This window comes from Serratia sp. 25CWL12 (assembly GCF_055790885.1).
Genome location: NZ_CM147698.1, coordinates 1,103,126 through 1,121,256, shown reverse-complemented (window position 1 = coordinate 1,121,256; position 18,131 = coordinate 1,103,126). Strand labels below are relative to the sequence as shown.

Annotated in this window: 13 protein-coding genes; all 13 read right to left on the bottom strand. The window is 54.2% G+C overall.

Translation table 11 applies throughout. The features are described from left to right. Positions 1-172: 172 nt before the first annotated feature. Positions 173-1,399: a hypothetical protein gene (locus tag ACX9GV_RS04845; RefSeq protein WP_473197250.1), complete on the bottom strand. Its 1,227-nt coding sequence runs from the start codon at positions 1,397-1,399 to the stop codon at positions 173-175. Position 1,400: 1 nt separating this feature from the next. Continuing rightward, positions 1,401-1,658 carry a PAAR domain-containing protein gene (locus ACX9GV_RS04840; protein ID WP_473197249.1) on the bottom strand — a complete coding sequence of 86 codons (258 nt, stop codon included), beginning with the start codon at positions 1,656-1,658 and terminating at the stop codon, positions 1,401-1,403. 103 nt (positions 1,659-1,761) lie between these two features. Further along, positions 1,762-2,088, bottom strand: coding sequence for a hypothetical protein (locus ACX9GV_RS04835; RefSeq protein WP_473197248.1), 327 nt, complete (start codon positions 2,086-2,088; stop codon positions 1,762-1,764). Between the two features lie 40 nt (positions 2,089-2,128). Next, entirely contained in the window at positions 2,129-3,418 is a 1,290-nt protein-coding gene (locus ACX9GV_RS04830) for an SEL1-like repeat protein (RefSeq protein WP_473197247.1), read from the bottom strand. A gap of 49 nt (positions 3,419-3,467) precedes the next feature. Then, complete coding sequence (locus tag ACX9GV_RS04825; RefSeq protein WP_473197246.1) at positions 3,468-4,751, bottom strand: SEL1-like repeat protein; 1,284 nt, start codon at positions 4,749-4,751, stop codon at positions 3,468-3,470. A gap of 48 nt (positions 4,752-4,799) precedes the next feature. Further along, positions 4,800-6,080 (bottom strand): SEL1-like repeat protein, encoded by a 1,281-nt coding sequence (locus ACX9GV_RS04820; protein WP_473197245.1) that lies wholly within the window; start codon positions 6,078-6,080, stop codon positions 4,800-4,802. Further along, positions 6,080-8,122: a phospholipase D-like domain-containing protein gene (locus ACX9GV_RS04815; RefSeq protein WP_473197244.1), complete on the bottom strand. Its 2,043-nt coding sequence runs from the start codon at positions 8,120-8,122 to the stop codon at positions 6,080-6,082. Before ACX9GV_RS04815 ends, ACX9GV_RS04820 begins: the two co-directional genes overlap by 1 nt. Beyond that, positions 8,119-10,824: a type VI secretion system Vgr family protein gene (locus ACX9GV_RS04810; RefSeq protein WP_473197243.1), complete on the bottom strand. Its 2,706-nt coding sequence runs from the start codon at positions 10,822-10,824 to the stop codon at positions 8,119-8,121. Before ACX9GV_RS04810 ends, ACX9GV_RS04815 begins: the two co-directional genes overlap by 4 nt. 186 nt (positions 10,825-11,010) lie before the next feature. After that, positions 11,011-13,647: a type VI secretion system ATPase TssH gene (tssH, locus tag ACX9GV_RS04805; RefSeq protein ID WP_473197242.1), complete on the bottom strand. Its 2,637-nt coding sequence runs from the start codon at positions 13,645-13,647 to the stop codon at positions 11,011-11,013. Positions 13,648-13,867: 220 nt separating this feature from the next. Further along, positions 13,868-14,359 (bottom strand): type VI secretion system effector Hcp, encoded by a 492-nt coding sequence (gene hcp / locus ACX9GV_RS04800; protein WP_037383271.1) that lies wholly within the window; start codon positions 14,357-14,359, stop codon positions 13,868-13,870. Between the two features lie 14 nt (positions 14,360-14,373). After that, positions 14,374-16,098 carry an OmpA family protein gene (locus ACX9GV_RS04795; protein ID WP_473197241.1) on the bottom strand — a complete coding sequence of 575 codons (1,725 nt, stop codon included), beginning with the start codon at positions 16,096-16,098 and terminating at the stop codon, positions 14,374-14,376. A gap of 3 nt (positions 16,099-16,101) precedes the next feature. Next, positions 16,102-16,773, bottom strand: a complete 672-nt coding sequence (gene tssL, locus ACX9GV_RS04790; RefSeq protein WP_473197978.1) for a type VI secretion system protein TssL, short form — start codon at positions 16,771-16,773, stop codon at positions 16,102-16,104. A gap of 17 nt (positions 16,774-16,790) precedes the next feature. Then, positions 16,791-18,128, bottom strand: coding sequence for a type VI secretion system baseplate subunit TssK (gene tssK, locus ACX9GV_RS04785; RefSeq protein WP_037384369.1), 1,338 nt, complete (start codon positions 18,126-18,128; stop codon positions 16,791-16,793). Between the last annotated feature and the right edge of the window lie 3 nt (positions 18,129-18,131).

Here is an 18,131-nt window from a genome sequence, read left to right as displayed (position 1 = left end):
TTGTTGCCCAATACAAGTAAAGTCAGCGTCTAATGCAGCGGCAACCCAGGGTGAAACAATCCCTGAGATACCACAATACGTTTTATTATTTTGATTCTTTCAGTCCGCCAGACGAAACCCGACATGTTGACGGTAATGATTTCGCGACTGAATGCCTGCGCGGGGATTTCCCCTAGGATTGGGTTGCTGGCGTGACCAGTGTGGCCCAAAGCGGTGTATTCGCCTGGTTATCACCACTGACAATGAGTTGAGGTTTACCGCCAGCGCATTCTACTGCTGAACAGGCAACGGCAAGCCAAGGGGCGGCGGGCCCAGCATAGCCCAGACTACTGCCCAGGTCGTGCAGATCCTGGCCGATTTTCATCGGGCTTGATAAAGCTTCCAGCCCCGTGGCAATCGCCGTATGCCACGTTGCATCAACACCTATCATGTAACCTGCGGTGACCTCATCCGCAGATACCTGCCCCCAATCCAGAGACTGTACCAGCGCATAGTTCACGTCTTCAGGTGCGATTCCATGGGCTTGTTCCGGCCGATGCAGGCAGGCCATCGGTGCCAGTTCAGTCTGCAGGTGAGGATTTCCCAGTAATAAACCAATGACTGCTTCCGCTGTCCCTTCCGGTGATTCCGGTTCAATTTGCATTGCCACCACCAGTAACAGCGATTGCTCATGGGCACGTTGATCCAGCCACTGGTCCACCGCAGCCAGGCCGCTGCCCTCAACCGGTATCACACGGTGTTTGATCTGGCTGGCCTGCCAACTGGATTGCCAGAGAGCCTGCACCTGCTCATTAGGCAAACGACTGTGATTTTCTATCAATAATGCCAATGGCACATCCGCAGGCACCGATAATAGCAAACGGCTCAATTCATCCAGCAGGTTAGTGAATTCACGGGTCAACAACGGCTCCAGGGCCTCGTGCGCTCGCCGTGCCAACCGACTATGGCGTATCCCTTTATCACTCTGCCAGGATGCCTGTGTTTTAAGCGCCTGTGTTCTGGCCTGCAATGCGTCCCACTGGGTCTGCCCATCTGTATCATCAAGCTCGCGCAATGCGCTATTCAGGCTGAGGCCCAATATTTGCAAAGAACGCCGACCCCGTTGGGTTTCACGCTCAATGACTTTTTCGCGGTCACGATTCCACCCCTTTGCCGTTGCTGATACCCCTTGATACCACGCCATACGCAACAGCAGTAAGATAAGCCAGAACAAGGTCGGGATAGCCAACGCTGTTTGCCAAAAGTCTTGGTTATTTATCTGGGTTTTTGCTTGGTTAATGAATACGGCATAAGCAATGCCAGCTAATAACGCGACAATCAGTAACAGTAACCACACCCACCATTTAGGGGCTTTGGGAAGAGGCGCAGGTGGTGGGACCAGTTTAAGATTAACCGCCATGTTAGCTTGCCGCCGCTTGTGGCAAGCTCGAAATAAGCACACAACCGCAAGCACAACGGTGTCCGTTAAAGGCAACAGGAACGCCGTTGTCCTTAAAGCTAGGGTGCCCTTCAGCAATACTGTTTTGCCCATGCTTTGAACAGCTAACCGGATCACCTTGGCGCGCCACGCCAATCCCCATGAATTTCATCTTGCCAGATCCACTCAGTACCGAGCCATTGCCGGTATTGTTATCACCAATGCGAATAATGCCTTTCATTTTTTATTCCATCCTCGTCAGTATTATTAGCAATAAAATTCAAGGGGTTTTTATAAAAAAATAACAACTTGTTAAATAGAATCATTCCTTTAAGGTAAGTGGGTTATATCTGGTCTATCAACCCAATGAGCAGGAAAAAAAACAAACCTGCTATCAGCGCAGTCAAAATCCCCAGTATTTTCACTAGCGTATTGCCTGAAGAACGTTCCTCCTCGCTCCCAGAAAGGCAAACTGCGCAAATGGCAGAAAAGAATGCCGCACCAAAAGAGAAAATGCCTACAACTGCTGCAATCTTTGCATTAGATAAACAACTGTAACAAGCGATACTACCAATTCCCGAAGCACCCACTAGACTCAAAAACCCGCTAAAAAAACCAACACCACCTAACAATATGGCAACTAACAGCCAGAATTTTTCATTTTTCAACATAACGATTAGGCTCCTAAATTGAACTCCATGTCACTCGCCGCTATGCACCTAAAAAAGAGCTTAACGTGATTTCATTTATCCAGACACGCATCACCACTTTAGGGCTGAGCCGCCAAATGCGGGGTTGGTAGGTTTCTACACGATCCGTGGGCATTGGGGTGCCTTGTTTAAAATGGCGAACCCCATGTTGACTACTGCCGTCATAAGGAGCCCAAGCCACCTGCCAGTAACCACTTTTCGGGCACGGTTCACCACTTTGGCACAACAACTGCGCCCCAGTGTCTTTATCAAAATCTGGGGAATCTGGCAGCGGGCGACCGGTAACCGGATTAAGCTTTTTCGCTCGCGCCAATTCTGCAATCAGTGATTCGGCTGGTTTTGGGGGCGGAATATTGGCCTCACGCGCTTCAAACCACTTCAACTTACCATCCCAGGCTGGTAACGGCGCTGGGGGCAGCGGTACAATCTCATTTATTTCCGGTACCGTGGGGTTGGCGTAGGAGTAATTACTTAACATATTCCAGATCTTTTCATAACGCTGGGCACGTTCAGGGTCTTTCTGTAGATCGAGATAATTCAGTGTATCTGAGTGGAGAGCTCCAGCAAATCCATCAGCTAACGTAGAGGCTGAAGTGGAATTACCTGCCGCCACCCCTAATTGGTATACATCCAGTGCTGCCAGATATTGTTTGTCAATTCTTAAGTCAGCTGCCAACATTTTAGCCGCCTCACCATTACCCTGTTCAGCGGCACAACGGCGCATTTGGCGCGCGATATTCGGGGCGATATCAATGGGGGCTAATTTATCAGCGACATAGGCTTGCGCTTGCGAATTACCCTCATCCGCTGCTTTACGATAATAACGCAGCGCCATTTCTGGGTCTTGCTTTAACCCCGCAGCACCCTGTTCCAGATAGACCGCGATAAAGTAATAGCCAGACGCCACCTTGGCATCAATCAACTGCTGGCTGATACGTAAATAGTCGGCACTGCGCAGATGGAACTGCCCACGCATGCCGCCATTTTGCAGATTAATGCTGGCTTTATAATGGTCATTGGCGGCAGCAATGCGATACAACCGCTCCACCTCCTGATCCACCTTGGGGTCCTGTTTTAGCTGGTTATTTACTTGCAGCCAACGGGCGTACTTAAACAGCACATCGGCCTCTGCCGTCGGTTCAGGGAACTCTTCATGTTTGCAGGTAAACGCCAGCTTGGCTTTAATATCGCTGAGTGGGTCTAGCGAGACACCCTTTTTTACCGAGTTTGATGCACTACCTGGATCACAGGCGACCAGCAGAAAGCAAACGAGTAATAACAAGCAGCGCATCAGTCCTGTTCCTTCAAGATAATCCGTTGATAGAAATAAGCGTTAATCACTACGCCTCACCCAAGAACCGCCAAGCCACTGACTTATCCTGTACTATCATTTTGGGGCTGAGCGGCCAAATGCGGGGTTGGTAGGTTTCTATACGATCAGTGGGCATCGGGGTACCTTGTCTAAAATAGCGGACCTCTTGTTGGCTGAGCCCCTCATAAGGCGCCCAAGCCACCTGCCAATAACCACTTTTCGGGCACGGTTCACCGCTTTGGCATAACAGTTGGGCACCGGTATTTTTATCAAAATCCGGGGAATCAGGCAGCGGGCGACCGGTAAGCGGATTGAGCTTTTTCGCTCGTGCCAATTCTGCAATCAGTGAGTCAGCCGGTTTGGGGGGCGGAATATTGGCCTCGCGTGGCTCCAACCACTTTAACTTACCGTCCCAAGCAGGCAGTGGTGCTGGCGGCAGCGGCACAATCTCGTTGATTTCTGGCACTGAGGGGTTGGCGTAGGAATAATTGCCCAATATATCACTGATCTGTTCATAACGCCGAGCACGCTCGGGGTCTTTCTGTAGGGCAAGATAGTACATATTATCGGAGGAAGCGGGCCCATTAAATCCATTACTCAAAAAATAGGCGGCAAACTCATCACCAGCGCCCACAGCAAGCTGATAAGATTCCAGTGCATCTTTATAATGTCCATCAATTCTTAAATCAGTAGCTAAAGCTCGAGCCGCATCACTTTCACCTTGTTCAGCGGCACAACGACGCATTTGGCGCGCAATCTCTGGGGCAATATCGATCGGGGCCAGTTTTTTGCCAACATAAGCCTGTGCTTGCGGATTACCCTCATCAGCCGCTTTACGGTAATAGCGCAGCGCCATCTCCGGGTCTTGCTTTAACCCCGCTGCACCTTGTTCCAGATAGACCGCAATAAAGTAATAGCCAGAGGCAACTTTGGCATCAATCAACTGTTGGCTGATGCGTAAATACTCTGCACTGCGCAGGTGAAACTGACCGCGCATGCCGCCATTTTGCAGATTAATACTTGCTTTAACGTGGCCGTTAGCGGCGGCAATGCGATACAACCGCTCCACCTCCTGATCCACTTTGGGGTCCTGTTTTAGTTGATTATTTACTTGCAACCAGCGGGCGTACTTAAACAGCATATCGGTATCCACCGTCGGTTCGGGGATCACCTCATGTTTGCAGGTAAACGCCAGCTTGGCTTTAATATCACTGAGTGGGTCTAGCGAGACACCCTTTTTCACCGAGCTAGATGCACTGCCTGGGTCACAAGCGACCAGCAGAAAACAAACCAGCAATAACAAGCAGCGCATCAGTCCTGTTCCTTCAACATAATCAGTCGATAAAAATAAGCGTTAATCTCATGCTTCGCCTAGGAGGCTCCATTCTACGGCTATATCCTGCACCACATATTTAGGGTTCAGCGGCCAAATGCGTGGTCGATAACTTTCTACTCGTGCAATGGGCATCAGCATACCCTGCTTAAAATAGCGATTTTGTTGATTGATCCTGCCATAGGCCGACCAAGCCACCCAGTAACCACTTTTCGGGCAAACGTCACCACTATGGCACAACAACTGCGCACCGGTGTTTTTATCAAAATCTGGTGAGTCTGGCAGGGGGCGACCAGTAAGCGGATTAAGCTTTTTCGCTCGTGCCAATTCTGCGATCAGTGATTCGGCTGGTTTTGGGGGCGGAATATTGGCTTCGCGCGCTTCTAGCCATTTCAACTTACCGTCCCAGGCAGGCAATGGTGCCGGGGGTAGCGGTACAATCTCATTGATTTCTGGTACTGAGGGGTTGGCATAAGAGTAGTCACTTAACACCTTCCAGATTTGTTTGTAACGTTGGGCACGTTCAGGATCTATTTGTTGAGCAAGATAGTTCACTCTATCGCGGGAAGAAACCCCAGAAAATGTATTTGCTAAGGTATAAGCAGAAGTAGAATTACCAGCTGTCACCCCTAACTGGTAAACCTTCAAAGCTTCTGCATAATGGCCATCTATTTTAAGATCTATCCCTAAAGCCAGAGCAGCATCACCATTGCCTTGTTCTGCGGCACAATGGCGCATTTGGCGCGCAATATCGGGGGCAATATCAATGGGCTCCAGCTTATCAGCGACATAGGCTTGTGCCAGTGCACTGCCCTCATCCGCCGCTTTGCGGTAATAACGCAGCGCCATCTCCGGGTCTTGTTTTAACCCAGCGGCACCTTGTTCCAGATAGACCGCGATAAAGTAGTAGCCCGAGGCGACCTTGGCATCAATCAACTGCTGGCTGATGCGTAAATATTCTGCACTGCGCAGATGAAACTGACCACGCATGCCGCCATTTTGCAGATTGATACTGGCCTTATAGTGCCCGTTGGTGGCCGCAATACGATACAACCGCTCCACCTCCTGGTCCACCTTGGGGTCCGGTTTTAGCTGGTTATTCACTTGCAGCCAGCGGGCGTACTTAAACAGCATATCGGCCTCTGCCGTTGGTTCGGGGATCACTTCATGTTTGCAGGTAAACGCCAGCTTGGCTTTAATATCACTGAGTGGGTCCATCGGGGCCTCTTTTTTAATCGAATTGGTTGTGCTACCGGGATCACAAGCGATCAGCAGCAGGCAGGAAAATAGCAGTAATAGGGTGCGCATTAGTCTAGGTCCGCCCAAGTTGCAGAGGGATAAAGAAACTCAATTATTGAAGCTATAGGAGGGAATTTTTTCCCCTGAAGTCTCTTGTTTTCTTTAAGGAGTTGACCCCAAGTCTCAAATGCTTCCGCCGGATCATCTCCCCACGCCACTTCTGCTGCTATATTAGGCCCCTCCTGCTTATCGTTCCCATCTGTTTCGTTAGTACCCGCAGGGGGGTGAGTATGCAATTTCCATAACCGTTGCCTCATGGCTTTAGTCACGAGGTGCGAATCGTGGGCAATATTCATTTCGCTATCCACCTGCATACTGCGGGTGTTGATATTTGCCGAACCATGGGTGGTAAAAACATCATCAATAATCATCAGTTTGGAGTGGATATAAACCGGCATCCAACTGTTTCCTGGTGAATCTGGCGCCACCAACGAGCAGATATGCATTTTCAGGCCTGGGGGAGTGGGGCCTTGCATAATAGGGGTATTTTTAATCTCCTCAATTTTCGCTTCATACTCTTTTACTTCCTGCTGATATTTATCCATGGCTGCCTTATCAGGGGGATTACTAAAGTCTATATCTATATCAGGTACAGGAATTTTCTTTATCTTACCCAATTTAGTCACTTCGGGGATCATATCCGCACGCCCTAGGCTTGCCATCATACGTTGGGTATTCACCGTTCCAGCACCTATTCCGCCGTCGGTCACATTGGTGGTTACAAACAGATGTATCGCCCCCTGTTTACCCCCGGCTGTCTGAGCCGCCGCTGTTGTTTTGATCGCCTCTGCAAATGCGGGCCAGCGAAAATACTGGTTTTCAATATAGATAAACTGAGTAGCATTATTCACCGCATTAAGATAAAGCGCTTCTATCTCACGCATTCCTTCCTGCGGTTGGGTACGCACCAGTTGTGCCGGCAGTTCCGTACCATATTCCGGCCGAGGCTCCAGCCGTTTGGCCACCTCATCAGCCTTGCGGGCAGTAAGCAAATCCTCACCGGTTTCCTTCTGCCAGGCAGTGGCAAAGTTTTTATGCAGGCCAGCCAGAATCGGGCCAGTTACCTGGCTAGAGATATCTTGGCGCGGCAAGAAACCGGTTGGCCCCTTATTGGGCTCCCGGAGAAAACCGAATACGTTCTCACGATATTCTAATGAATCTGCACCAGGGCGACGCTCTGCGGTGTGGGCATCAGTATCCCAATATTCGTCCAGCATATTATGCCCCATAACAAATCCCACCGCCGATTCGGGTAATTCAAAATCTACCAGCACAGTTTTTTGATGGTGAGAGGGAGCTCCAGCTAGACCACCAATTGTTGATAGACTGAGATCTTTGTCAAAGGCTTTAAAAGAGGCACGATAGGCAATTTCTGCTCGATTGAGTGTACCAAATCCACGGCCGACAAAAAGGGGCCAACGTTCACCCATTATACCTTTCAAATTATCTTCTTTTGGCGCTGGATTAGGCCAAAACTGGGTATTAGGTGACATCCCGCTAGCTTGTGGGTTCGGCCAAGCTTGGGTTGTTTTTGACATTGTATTGGCTGCCGTATTAGGCCAAACTGCGGAATTGCCTGGTAACACTTTCAGATCGTACCATGTATGTTCTAAAAACCATCTTTTATCATATTCATGTTGCTCATCAGTGGCACTTTGCCCAGCGCGAGGCTTTATACCAGGTTTACCCGGCAAGTTAGCCTCGCCTCCTGCTCCTGCAGCATTGAGTGGCATTTCCCACCCCAAAATACGCACCTGTACTTGCTTTTCCCGCACGAGAGTTCTGAGTAACTCTCCAATACAAGGTGCTTGACCATCACGAAGAAAAAACATAGACGGCTGAAAGCCCCAGCAAATAATATCGACCGTTTTTTGTGCATTGGCAATTGCGTGGTACACGGCTGCAAATGCTTCTTCGCCATTCACCAACGGTTTATACGTCGCCTTGGTAAGACTGCACTCATCCTCTTTGACGACAAACCAGGGAGGAGTGATAGTGGCCTGATTGGTTTCACAAGTCGCGATAGGTACAGTAATCTCTGGCTTACTCATACGCTTTCTTCCTTATTGTTGCGTCCTTCTAACACTTCTGCATACAGGTTACGGGACTTTGTGTTTTCCCCAACATCGCTCGCCTGCCCCGAATACTTATGCAGCCCCTGGTTAGCCAGCACCCCTTGCTCTGGGTTGCTATATGCACTCACCACCGGGATGTTGTAGCTAACGCCGTTGGCCATTTCCAGTGTGTATTTTTTCGTCACTACCTGGTGTTCAATCTCCACTTGTCCCGTGGCGTCCAACACCCCTTTACTAACGGGGGCCCCATCCGCATAAAGGGTGTAAGGCATACCCACCCAACTCGAACCCGCCGCATTAGGGGCTACTAATGAACTGAGCCGTAACGTTTGCTTGATATTGGCCTGCAGTGGCGGATATTCAGGATGGTTGGCTTGCATACTCGCCGGACCATTGTAAGAAAAGTCAGCGGATTTCACGATGAAATCACCGTTGGTACCCAGTTCGATTTTATACGGATCCAGCGTGAGGTAACTGCCGCCTGCATTGAGTATGATTTTCTTCTTGGCGACAATGTGTATTTCATCTTCGGTACTGACGATCTCCAAGCCAAGACGTGCCAACAATTGCAATTGGTCGTTTTGCGCCTCGATGGTCACCGGCCCTTGATTGGCAATCAGTTTCATCCCCAGCTTACGCACAAACAGGCTAAGGCCCTCACCCACGCCAATAAACAGACGCTTGATGACCCCCATATCCGCATCAGCCCCGGCATTGAACATCAGGTTTTGACTTGCGGTGAGTTGTAAATGCTTACCACTGCTCAGGGCGATCCCTTTCGGGGCGCTGAGTACTGCTACCGCTTCCTTGAGTTGTTCAATTTGCTCACGCATAAAAGCAAGCTGTGCGTCTAGCTGAGCGGGCTCCCCTTGGGCGGTTTTGGCATCATCAGACAGCGATTTCATCTGCTCACTGGCATCTTTCAGCCGATCCAGCGTTGGTTGCATCTCCAGCATGTTACCTTTCGCTGTAGCTTGCATATCTGCGGTGATAAGAATACCTTTACCACCCCGTACCGCTACCCACTTATCGGTACGTAATTCGGCACCTTCACCGCGCAGTTTACGTTCCTGGTCAACGTTATGCCCCAGGTTCAGTTGGCTCTTGCCAGCATATTCGGTACTGAGCTTGATATGTTCAGCCCCGCGTTTGTCCTCCATCCGCAATTTGTTAAGGCCTGCGGTGCGAATGATATTGCGGGTATTATTCAGTTCGGTGACATGGTCCGGGTGACGCGAATCATGCAGGGCGTGCGATATGTATGGGCGATCAGGGTCCCCCTCATGGAACGCAATCGCTACTTCCGTGCCCTGGATCAATGGGAAGTGGAAGCCGTAGGTGTCACCTCCATAAGGCTTGGCCAAACGCACCGGCATGCTTTCATAACCGGTTTTTTTAGCGTCCAGGTCGGCATCAAACTTCACCCAGTACAAGCCGTCTTTATCCTGATGTGCATAGATGTCATTGGCTTTCGGGCTGGTGACGCGTGCCGTCAACGAACCGCTGATCACCGGGCGGGGTTTTAACGGCGGTCGCCAGCATAGGGTTTCACTGAAAGGCACGGCGGCAAAGGTCACCCGCAAGGCATTTTTGCGGCTGGCGGTAAAGCCGATCTGAACCATCAGAATCGGTGCTTGTAGCAATTCCGGCAAGGTTGAGGGCAGCGTGCTGTCCATGATGGTCAGCAATTGCGCCGGGCTCAGGGTGGGGTCGGTACTGTTGCCACTGATTTGTATCTGGCGTGACAGAAAACGCTCATGATCCAACCGGGCATGGAAGTTACCGGTTTCGGCATCCGGGGTATATTTGTCCCCATCCTCCTGGTGACGGGCCTGATAATGATAAACATCACCGTAAGTGACCCCTTCGCCATCACCCCGCGTCATATCCGCTGTGGCCGATTGCAGCCCTTTTTGGGCCTGATGGTGATTGTAATCCTTGGTGGTCACGCTGGCTTCCACCACATTTTGTTGGTAGCTCAGCCCCCATACCGACACCGCCCCCGAGTCACTCATGCCTGACGGGCTGTTTAGCGGCAGTTTTTTACCAAACTGGTAAGCGGTCTGCCGATCAGCAAAGTGGATCACTTCAGTCTGGGTGTCTGGTTGCAGGGTGAAGAAATAGAAGATCCCCACCTCTGCCAGCAAGCGTTCAATAAACTGCAGATCGCTTTCCTGATACTGATTGATCTGCGCCCGCCGGGGGTAAGCTTGTTTCAGCTTGAATTCAAACTCCCAATCCTTGAACTTGTGTTCCGCCAATATCTCCGCCACCACTTCTGGTACGGTTTTATTGATAAAGAAACGGTGGGTACGGAACTGTTTATCCAGCAGCGCGATATAGGGCTCAATGGTGATGCGATACAGCGCCTGGTCTGCCGAGCCGGAAATGCGGCTGAAATCGGTGATCACCCCGTGTACCACCTTCTGTTGCAGCAAGGTCTGCAACGGGCCGGTGCCCATGCTTAGCGTGGCGGGCTTGCGCAGTAGCTGCTCGGCAGCAATCGTCTTGTCGGTACTGGTGAACTGGATGCTGTAGTGGTAAGTCTGGCTTAGCGCCTCCGACCCACTGAAATCCTCGACGTCCAGCGGCGACGAACAGGAGGGAATATTCAGGTGGTATCGGTTCAGGGTGGTGATTGCCGACAAGGTATTTTGCAATGTATCAATCAGGCTCATGGTCTTGACTCCGTGATAATAACAGGTACTTCCATGGTCTATACCCATCGCTAATGAAGCCGCAGGGGTGTTGGCTGCCTTTACTCACCCCAGTCACTTACTCATTTAAGCTCCTGGGGCTTCGCTCAGTTGCCGTCTACCTGCAACGCCATTGAACTTGGGTATAAGTGCGGTACAGTCAGTGAACTAGTCGCCAAACTCCAGCACAATCCCTTGTTCCTCATCCCAGCCCAGGGTCAGGGTCTTGGGTTTTTGCTTCGCCGCCATATAGGTCAGCAACTGCTGGCTCAGCACCGGCAATATCTGCTGGTTGAGCAGGCTGTCGACATTACGTGCCCCGGTATCCGGCAGCAGGCAGGCGTCGGTCAGTGCGTCATACAGGCTGCCACCTATCTGGGTAGTGAGGCCGTAATGGCGTTGCAGGCGCTGGCTGACCTGATTCAGTTTCATCTGTACGATGGTGCGCATCGCCGTGGCGTCCAATGGGCGGTAAATCACTGTCTGGAAGCGCGCCAGCAAGGCGGGCTGGAAGTGGTCACGCAGTACCGGGCGCAGCAGTTCGTGTAAATCCCCTTCGCTGGCCTCCGGCTGTTCGTCCAGCAACTGCATCAGCAAGTCACTGCCGAGGTTGGCGGTCATCAATATCACGGTGTTACGAAAATCAATCTCGCGACCTTCGCCATCGCGCATAAAGCCCCGGTCAAACACCTGATAGAACAGGTTCATCACGTCCCGGTGGGCCTTTTCCACTTCATCGAGCAGCACCACGCTGTAGGGGCGTTTACGTACTGCTTCAGTCAGTATGCCGCCCTGGCCATACCCCACATACCCCGGTGGCGAGCCTTTCAGTTGTGAAACGGTGTGCGGCTCCTGGTATTCCGAGAGGTTGATGGTAATCAGTGATTTTTCGCCACCGTACAGGCCATCGGCCAGCGCCAGCGCGGTTTCGGTTTTCCCTACGCCACTCGGGCCCACCAGTAAAAACACCCCTTGCGGGCCATTTTCCGGCGTCAAGCCGGTTTTGGCGGCGCGCAGGCGTTGGGCAATGACGGTCAGGGCGGTATCTTGCCCCACCACCCGCTGACCAATCTCCCCTTCCAGGCTCAGCAGTTCGGTCTGCTCATCTTTCATCAATGAAGAGAGCGGCACGCCAGTCCAGTCGGCAATCACGTTGGCCACGGTGCGGGTGTCCACATCCACCTGTATCAGGGGTTCCGGCTGTTGCAACTGTTCAAGCTGATGTTGCAGCGTGGTCACTTCAGCCTGACGGCTCAGGTCCTGGCGGCAGGTCATCAGTTGTTGCACCAGGGCTTTTTCGGCGTTAAAGCGGCGGTCTAAGGTTTCCAGTGCGGTATCCAGTTCGCCACGCTGAATTTCAATGGCACTCAGGCGCTCACCGTGTTGCTGGCTGCCAGTGGCGATATCTTCCAGCAGCGCCTGTTGCTCCAGCTCCAGTGCCGTCAGTTGCGCTTTCAGGCGCACAATGGCCTCCGGCAGCGTATCCAGGCTCATGCGCACCCGGGCAGCGGCGGTGTCCAGCAGGTCCACCGCTTTGTCCGGCAGTTGGCGACCGGTGAGATAGCGGCGCGACAGGGTGACTGCAGCACGCACCGCATCGTCGGTGATATGTACGCCGTGGTGTTCGGCGTAGCGGGATTTCAGGCCACGCAGCATCAGGCAGGCGGTGTCATCGTCTGGCTCGTCTACTTTCACCATTTGGAAGCGGCGCTCGAGAGCGGCATCACGCTCAAAATACTGTTTGTATTCACTCCAGGTGGTGGCGGCAATGGTGCGCAATTCGCCTCGTGCCAGCGCCGGTTTCAGCAGGTTGGCGGCATCTGCGCCACCGGCCTGATTACCAGCACCGATAATGGTGTGCGCTTCATCAATAAACAGCAGTATCGGTGTCGGTGATTGTTGTACCGCATCAATGACGTTTTTCAGCCGCTGTTCAAATTCCCCTTTAACCCCGGCACCCGCTTGCAGCAACCCCAGGTCCAGGGTACGTAGCGCCACCGGTTTGAGGCTTTCCGGCACATTGCCCTCGGCAATACGCAGTGCCAGCCCTTCCACCAGGGCGGTTTTCCCTACCCCCGGCTCCCCCACCAGTATCGGGTTGTTTTTGCGGCGGCGAGAGAGGATATCCACCATCTGGCGGATTTCGGTGTCACGGCCAAACACCGGGTCAATCTGACCAGCGCGGGCTTTGGCGGTGACATCCAGGGTAAATTTGTCCAGCGCGTTCTGCAGGGCGGCGGACAGTTCGCCGGCCTTGAGCGCCGTTTCAGGGGTGGCGTCGGTGTGCAGTTCCGGTGAGTGGCCGTTTTGTGCCAGTTCAGCTTCCTGCTGCACTTCCGGGCGTTCGTCCGACTGCATATCCAGCAGTGGGCGCAAACGTTCCAGTTGGCTCTGCCCCAGGGTCAGCAATGGCCACAGCGCATCGCAGGCTATCAGTTTGGGTTTATCGACGAGGGCCATCAGCAGGTGGACACTGCGGATAGACTCTTCCCCCGCCAGTGAGGCACGCAACCAGGCTTCTTGCAGCAAGGTCTGGGTGGTTTGCGCCAACTGCGGGCGGCTACGCACCGAGCGCGGGCGGTTATCCAGCCAGGCCAGCAGTTCTTGCCACAGGGTGTCCAGTTCCCACTCGTAACGGCGGGCCAGTACCGTGATATCCCCTTCCCCCTGTTCCAGGAGTTTCAGCAACCAGTGCTCCGGCAGGATTTCTGCATGGGCGCGGGTCTGGCACAGTGAAGCGGCCCCTTCCATGGCACGGGCACAGTAAGGGTTAAGACGACGTAACAGGATGGCTGGATTTTCCATTATTCTCTCTCTTTGAGGCTGTTCTTTTGACACGCTACCGCCCTTCGCTATCAACCAAAGCGCACTAGGTAAAATTCTCTCAATGTTTCCCTCATCTCCTTTCAGTTGCCAAGGTGTGAACCGCAACTCGAAAGGCAAGTGAGATAACCACTTTGCTCAATACCCGTCGACAGGTACTCAGAAAAGTAAGCGCGGACAGGCGAACCTGTCCGCTGGGGTATTACGCGGTAGTACGTTCGTTCCAGGAATCGGAATGAATGATGTTGCCGTCTTTGTAAGTCCAGGTGATTTTTTCGTAGCGCAGCTCTAACTGCTCCAGGTGGTTGTGTTTCTCATACGCCGGGTCTTTGATGTCGTGCATCACCGGGTTGACTTTCACCACCTTGACGTTTTCCAGTTTGGTGTTGAAGTACTCCACTTCCTGGCCCGCGTCATTGATTTTGTACCACTTGAACTCCGCTGACTTCAGGGTCTGGCCGGTGGTCACTGCCTTGTACAGGTACGGGCTGGAGGCATCGATTTCCTTGGTAAACAGGAACGGGGTGTGAATACGGGTCCCCGTCAGTTTGCCGGTGTTGTTGTCAGTCGGGATATACAGGTTATGCTGCTGAGCAACGATTTCGATGCTGCCTTCACGGTCTTTGACATCAACAGAACCCTTGATGTCGGCACCGCCGTCATCCTTCAGCCACAGATAAACAGGTATTGCCATGGGATTGTCTCCATTTAGTGTTGTGTACCGTCACCATCCAGTGATGACGGCGGGTTGTTGTCGGGTACCTGGCAGGCGTCTGCCTGCGGTACCAGACTGATTTCGACACGCCGGTTTTGTGCCCGTCCGGCGTCCGTGTCATTCGGTGCCAAAGGTCGGCTGTCGCCATACCCCTGCACCGCAAAACAGCTTTCCGGCACATCACCGGTATCACGCATCCAGTTACGCACCGCTTCGGCACGTTGCAAGGAGAGCGTCTGGTTCTGTTTGGCATTGCCGGTGTTGTCGGTATGCCCGCTGACCACTATCAGCCAGCCCGGTCTGGCCTTGATGCCCACCAGGGAATTCACCAGCATTTTGGTGGAATCGGGCTTCAGTACCGCCTTGCCGGAATCAAACAGCGACAGGCTGTCGAGGCGAATGATTTGGGCTTGCTCCTTCTCCTTGACTGCAATGGCTGCCGGTTTAGGTGGCACCCAGTCACTGAGAGCCAACTGCACCGGGGGATGCAAGACCTGCCCCTGGTATAAGCCCAACCCCAGTGACAACGGCGCACCCTGGCGCTGATAACGCGCCAGCAGTTGCTCATCATGGCGTAACTGTTGCTGCGCCTGTATCTTCGGCTCCGGCGGTGTGCCAGTGAGGCGATGATAAAAAGCCAGGTCATCTCCCACACTGCGGATAAGGCGATGGTTATTGGCAAAGCTCGCCAGCAAGGCCGCCACACCAAACACCCACACCAGCGCCCCGGCCCGCAGCCCCACACGCTGTGCGGGCGTCAGGCCACGGCGACCCGGCAAGCCCGGCACCAGGCAATCGGGGAACGGTAAGCTGTGAGCCGCCACCGCGTCTGCGCTCGCTGTCACCGGCGGCAAGGTCGTCTGTTCACCAATCGCCCGCTGCCACAGGTTGTTCTCCACCGCAGGCAGCGGCGTAAAACGCAGGGCTACGGCACTGAGCGGAATGGCCGACACCCCGGTCTGCGGTTGATGCAGTTCGTCAATCACCACCGCCTTCAACCACGCCAGGGCACTGTCCAGCCACAACAATTGAGCCATCCGCGAGGAAGCCTGGTCCTGTTGTGACCACCGTGCCAAGGTTAGGCCATGCCCATCCTCGGTATACACACTCATCCCGGACAGCCGGCTGTCACCGTCATGCACAAACCAGTCATTCGCCGTCGGGTCGTCCGTCGGTATCACCCCGTTGAGGTAACCACACAGCACCACCGTCGGCAGGCGAGACAGCCGACGACGGGCGCGGATGAACTGCATGCGCCACTGGTGAATTTCACCACGCAGCAGCGCCTCATCCTGGTGACGCTCCGGGGCCACACATAACGCCACTGACACCTGACCCAGCAGCATCGGGTCGGTGGCGGCAATCCACTCCACCGCCAGGGTAAACGCCTCGGGGGTCGGGGTGGCGAGATACCAGCCCTGATGGGTCTGGCGATATTCGCTGCCCTCAGTAAACATCGTGTCGCTGTCGCCACACACCAACACCAGCGCGCCATCAAACCCGGCGTCCGGTAAGCGCCAGGGGGATGATTGCCCGACCCGGCTCTGTAATTGAGCGGCTTGCCGGCGCAGCCACAGGACCATGGCAACCACCAGAAGTAGCACCACCACGGTCAGCACCACCCGGTGCCCGGTACTCAGCGGCAGAAACCCCCAGACCAGCAGCAGGGCCAGCACCCCGGCCCATAACCACAATCCACCTTTTGCGTTGCTCGGCATCCGTTATTCCTTTGGTAACAGCTGCTGCAGGGTCTGATGCAGTGACGCATCCAGCCCCCACCACAGTAAACCCAGCAACACCAGACCCGCCAGCCACCAGTACCAGACCGCACGACGCCCACGGCGCCCACGCCCGGCGGGCAGTACCACCGGTAAATCCTGCTGCAGGCTGAATGGCGGTACCCGTTGTGCCAGCACCTCACGCACCTCGTCACAATGCGTCGGGTCCTGTGACCCATAACGGCCATTGAAACCCAGCAGCAGCACCCGGTGGAAACAGGTCAGCACCCGGATATCCGGCGCAGGCTCATTGAGCACACGGCGTATGCGGTCCCACAACTGCTCACCCGCATCCAACGTATTGAAATAACGGGCCTGCAACGGGGATTTCAGCCACTCACGATAGCCGTCATCCTGGGTCTGGCGGCCCATCACGCTTGCATCCAGCAAGGCACACTGGGCATACAGCATGTGCTCCACCGCAGCCGAGGACAGACGCGCACTTTCCAATTGGCGGCGTGCCTGGTCCACCAGGGTGCAGGCCTTGCGATACAGTTCACGCCCCTGGGTCACCACCGCACCATTACGCAGTTGACACACCATCAGCCAGGTCTCGGCAAACAGTTGGTCAACGTTAACCGACGCCTTGCCACCCGGCGTCGTTGTTTCAGTCATGTCCGGTCGGGTATTTGTCATGAGCGCAGCACCGCAAACAGTTCAAGCTGAACATCCCCCAACGTCTCCGGCACATAAAACACGCAGGTGCCGGCCGTCAGCATGGCCTGAGCGGCCGGATGCGTCAGTTCGAGAGCAAAATATTGATTTTCCAGGCGCAGCGGAATGGCGGCCGGCACCTGGGTCAGGGCTTTCAACGGAATGCCACTGAGCGCAATGTTCACCACATCGGCCACGTCGTCCGGACTGCCCGCCTTGCACATCAGCGGGAACTGGGTCTGAAGCTGGTAGGCCGGCAAGGTGGAGCGCACGGAGAGGTAAAAATCGGCCTCTTCGCGCAAACGCGCATCGTGCAGCGCCCCGCGCCAGAACTGGTCTTCGTGGGTCAGTTCGATGGCAATGACGCGTGATGGCAAACTGGCTTCCAGCAGGTCACCCAGCAGTGACAACAGCGGCGGAAACACCCGCTCCGGAGCCGAATGCTGGTAGGTCGGAATGGCATCGGCATCATGCTCAAGGGAAAACGTCAGCAGACTGCCCGCCAGACGCGCCAGCTCCCGGTACAGCAGTTCCGGGTGCAAACGCGGGTTGGCCAGCAAATCATCCAGTATCGGCTCGTGACTGTTCAACGCATTGAGCAACCAGAACAGCGAGACATCCGCCACGGCAAAATCCGCCATGCGCTGGTTACTCTCACGGCGCATCGCCATCAGGCGACCCCGTTTGGCCTTGAGGCGGTGGGTCAATTGACGGACCGACTCCAGCAGTAGCGGGCTGGCAACCAGCGCCATCATCGGGGGAATAAAATGGCGGTCAAACGCCCACTGCCCCTGGCCATTGCGCACCAGGCGTGCCACCGGCAACGTCAGGTACTCCTTGTTTTCCTCATGGGCAAACCGCAGTGAGAGGGCATGGCGTTGTACCGGAATGTCGGTGAGCTCCTGACCGGACAAATCCTGCACCCGAACCCACTCCCGCAGGTAACGGCGCGGACGCTCTGCCTGGCCGGTTTCATCGACATTGCCGCCGTTGGCCTGCAATAACGGCAGCGCCAATACCACCTCCGCCACCTCACGCCCGGTCAGTGACGACAAATCACTGGCCGGGGGCAGGTTATCCGCCAGCACGCTATCAATCAGCGTCCCATCCTGGAAACGTACCACCAACTCCAGGGCACTGAGGCGGGACACCGCCAGCGCGCTGTCATCAAACTCGGCACTGACCACCCCCCACGGGTTGGCCAGCGCCATATGCGCCAGACAATCCATGGTATGAGCGTCCCAACGTGCCTGCTGCTGGAACAGTTGCGGGGCCAGAAAGGCCCCATCGCTCCATAACGGACGATAGATTTTCATTCT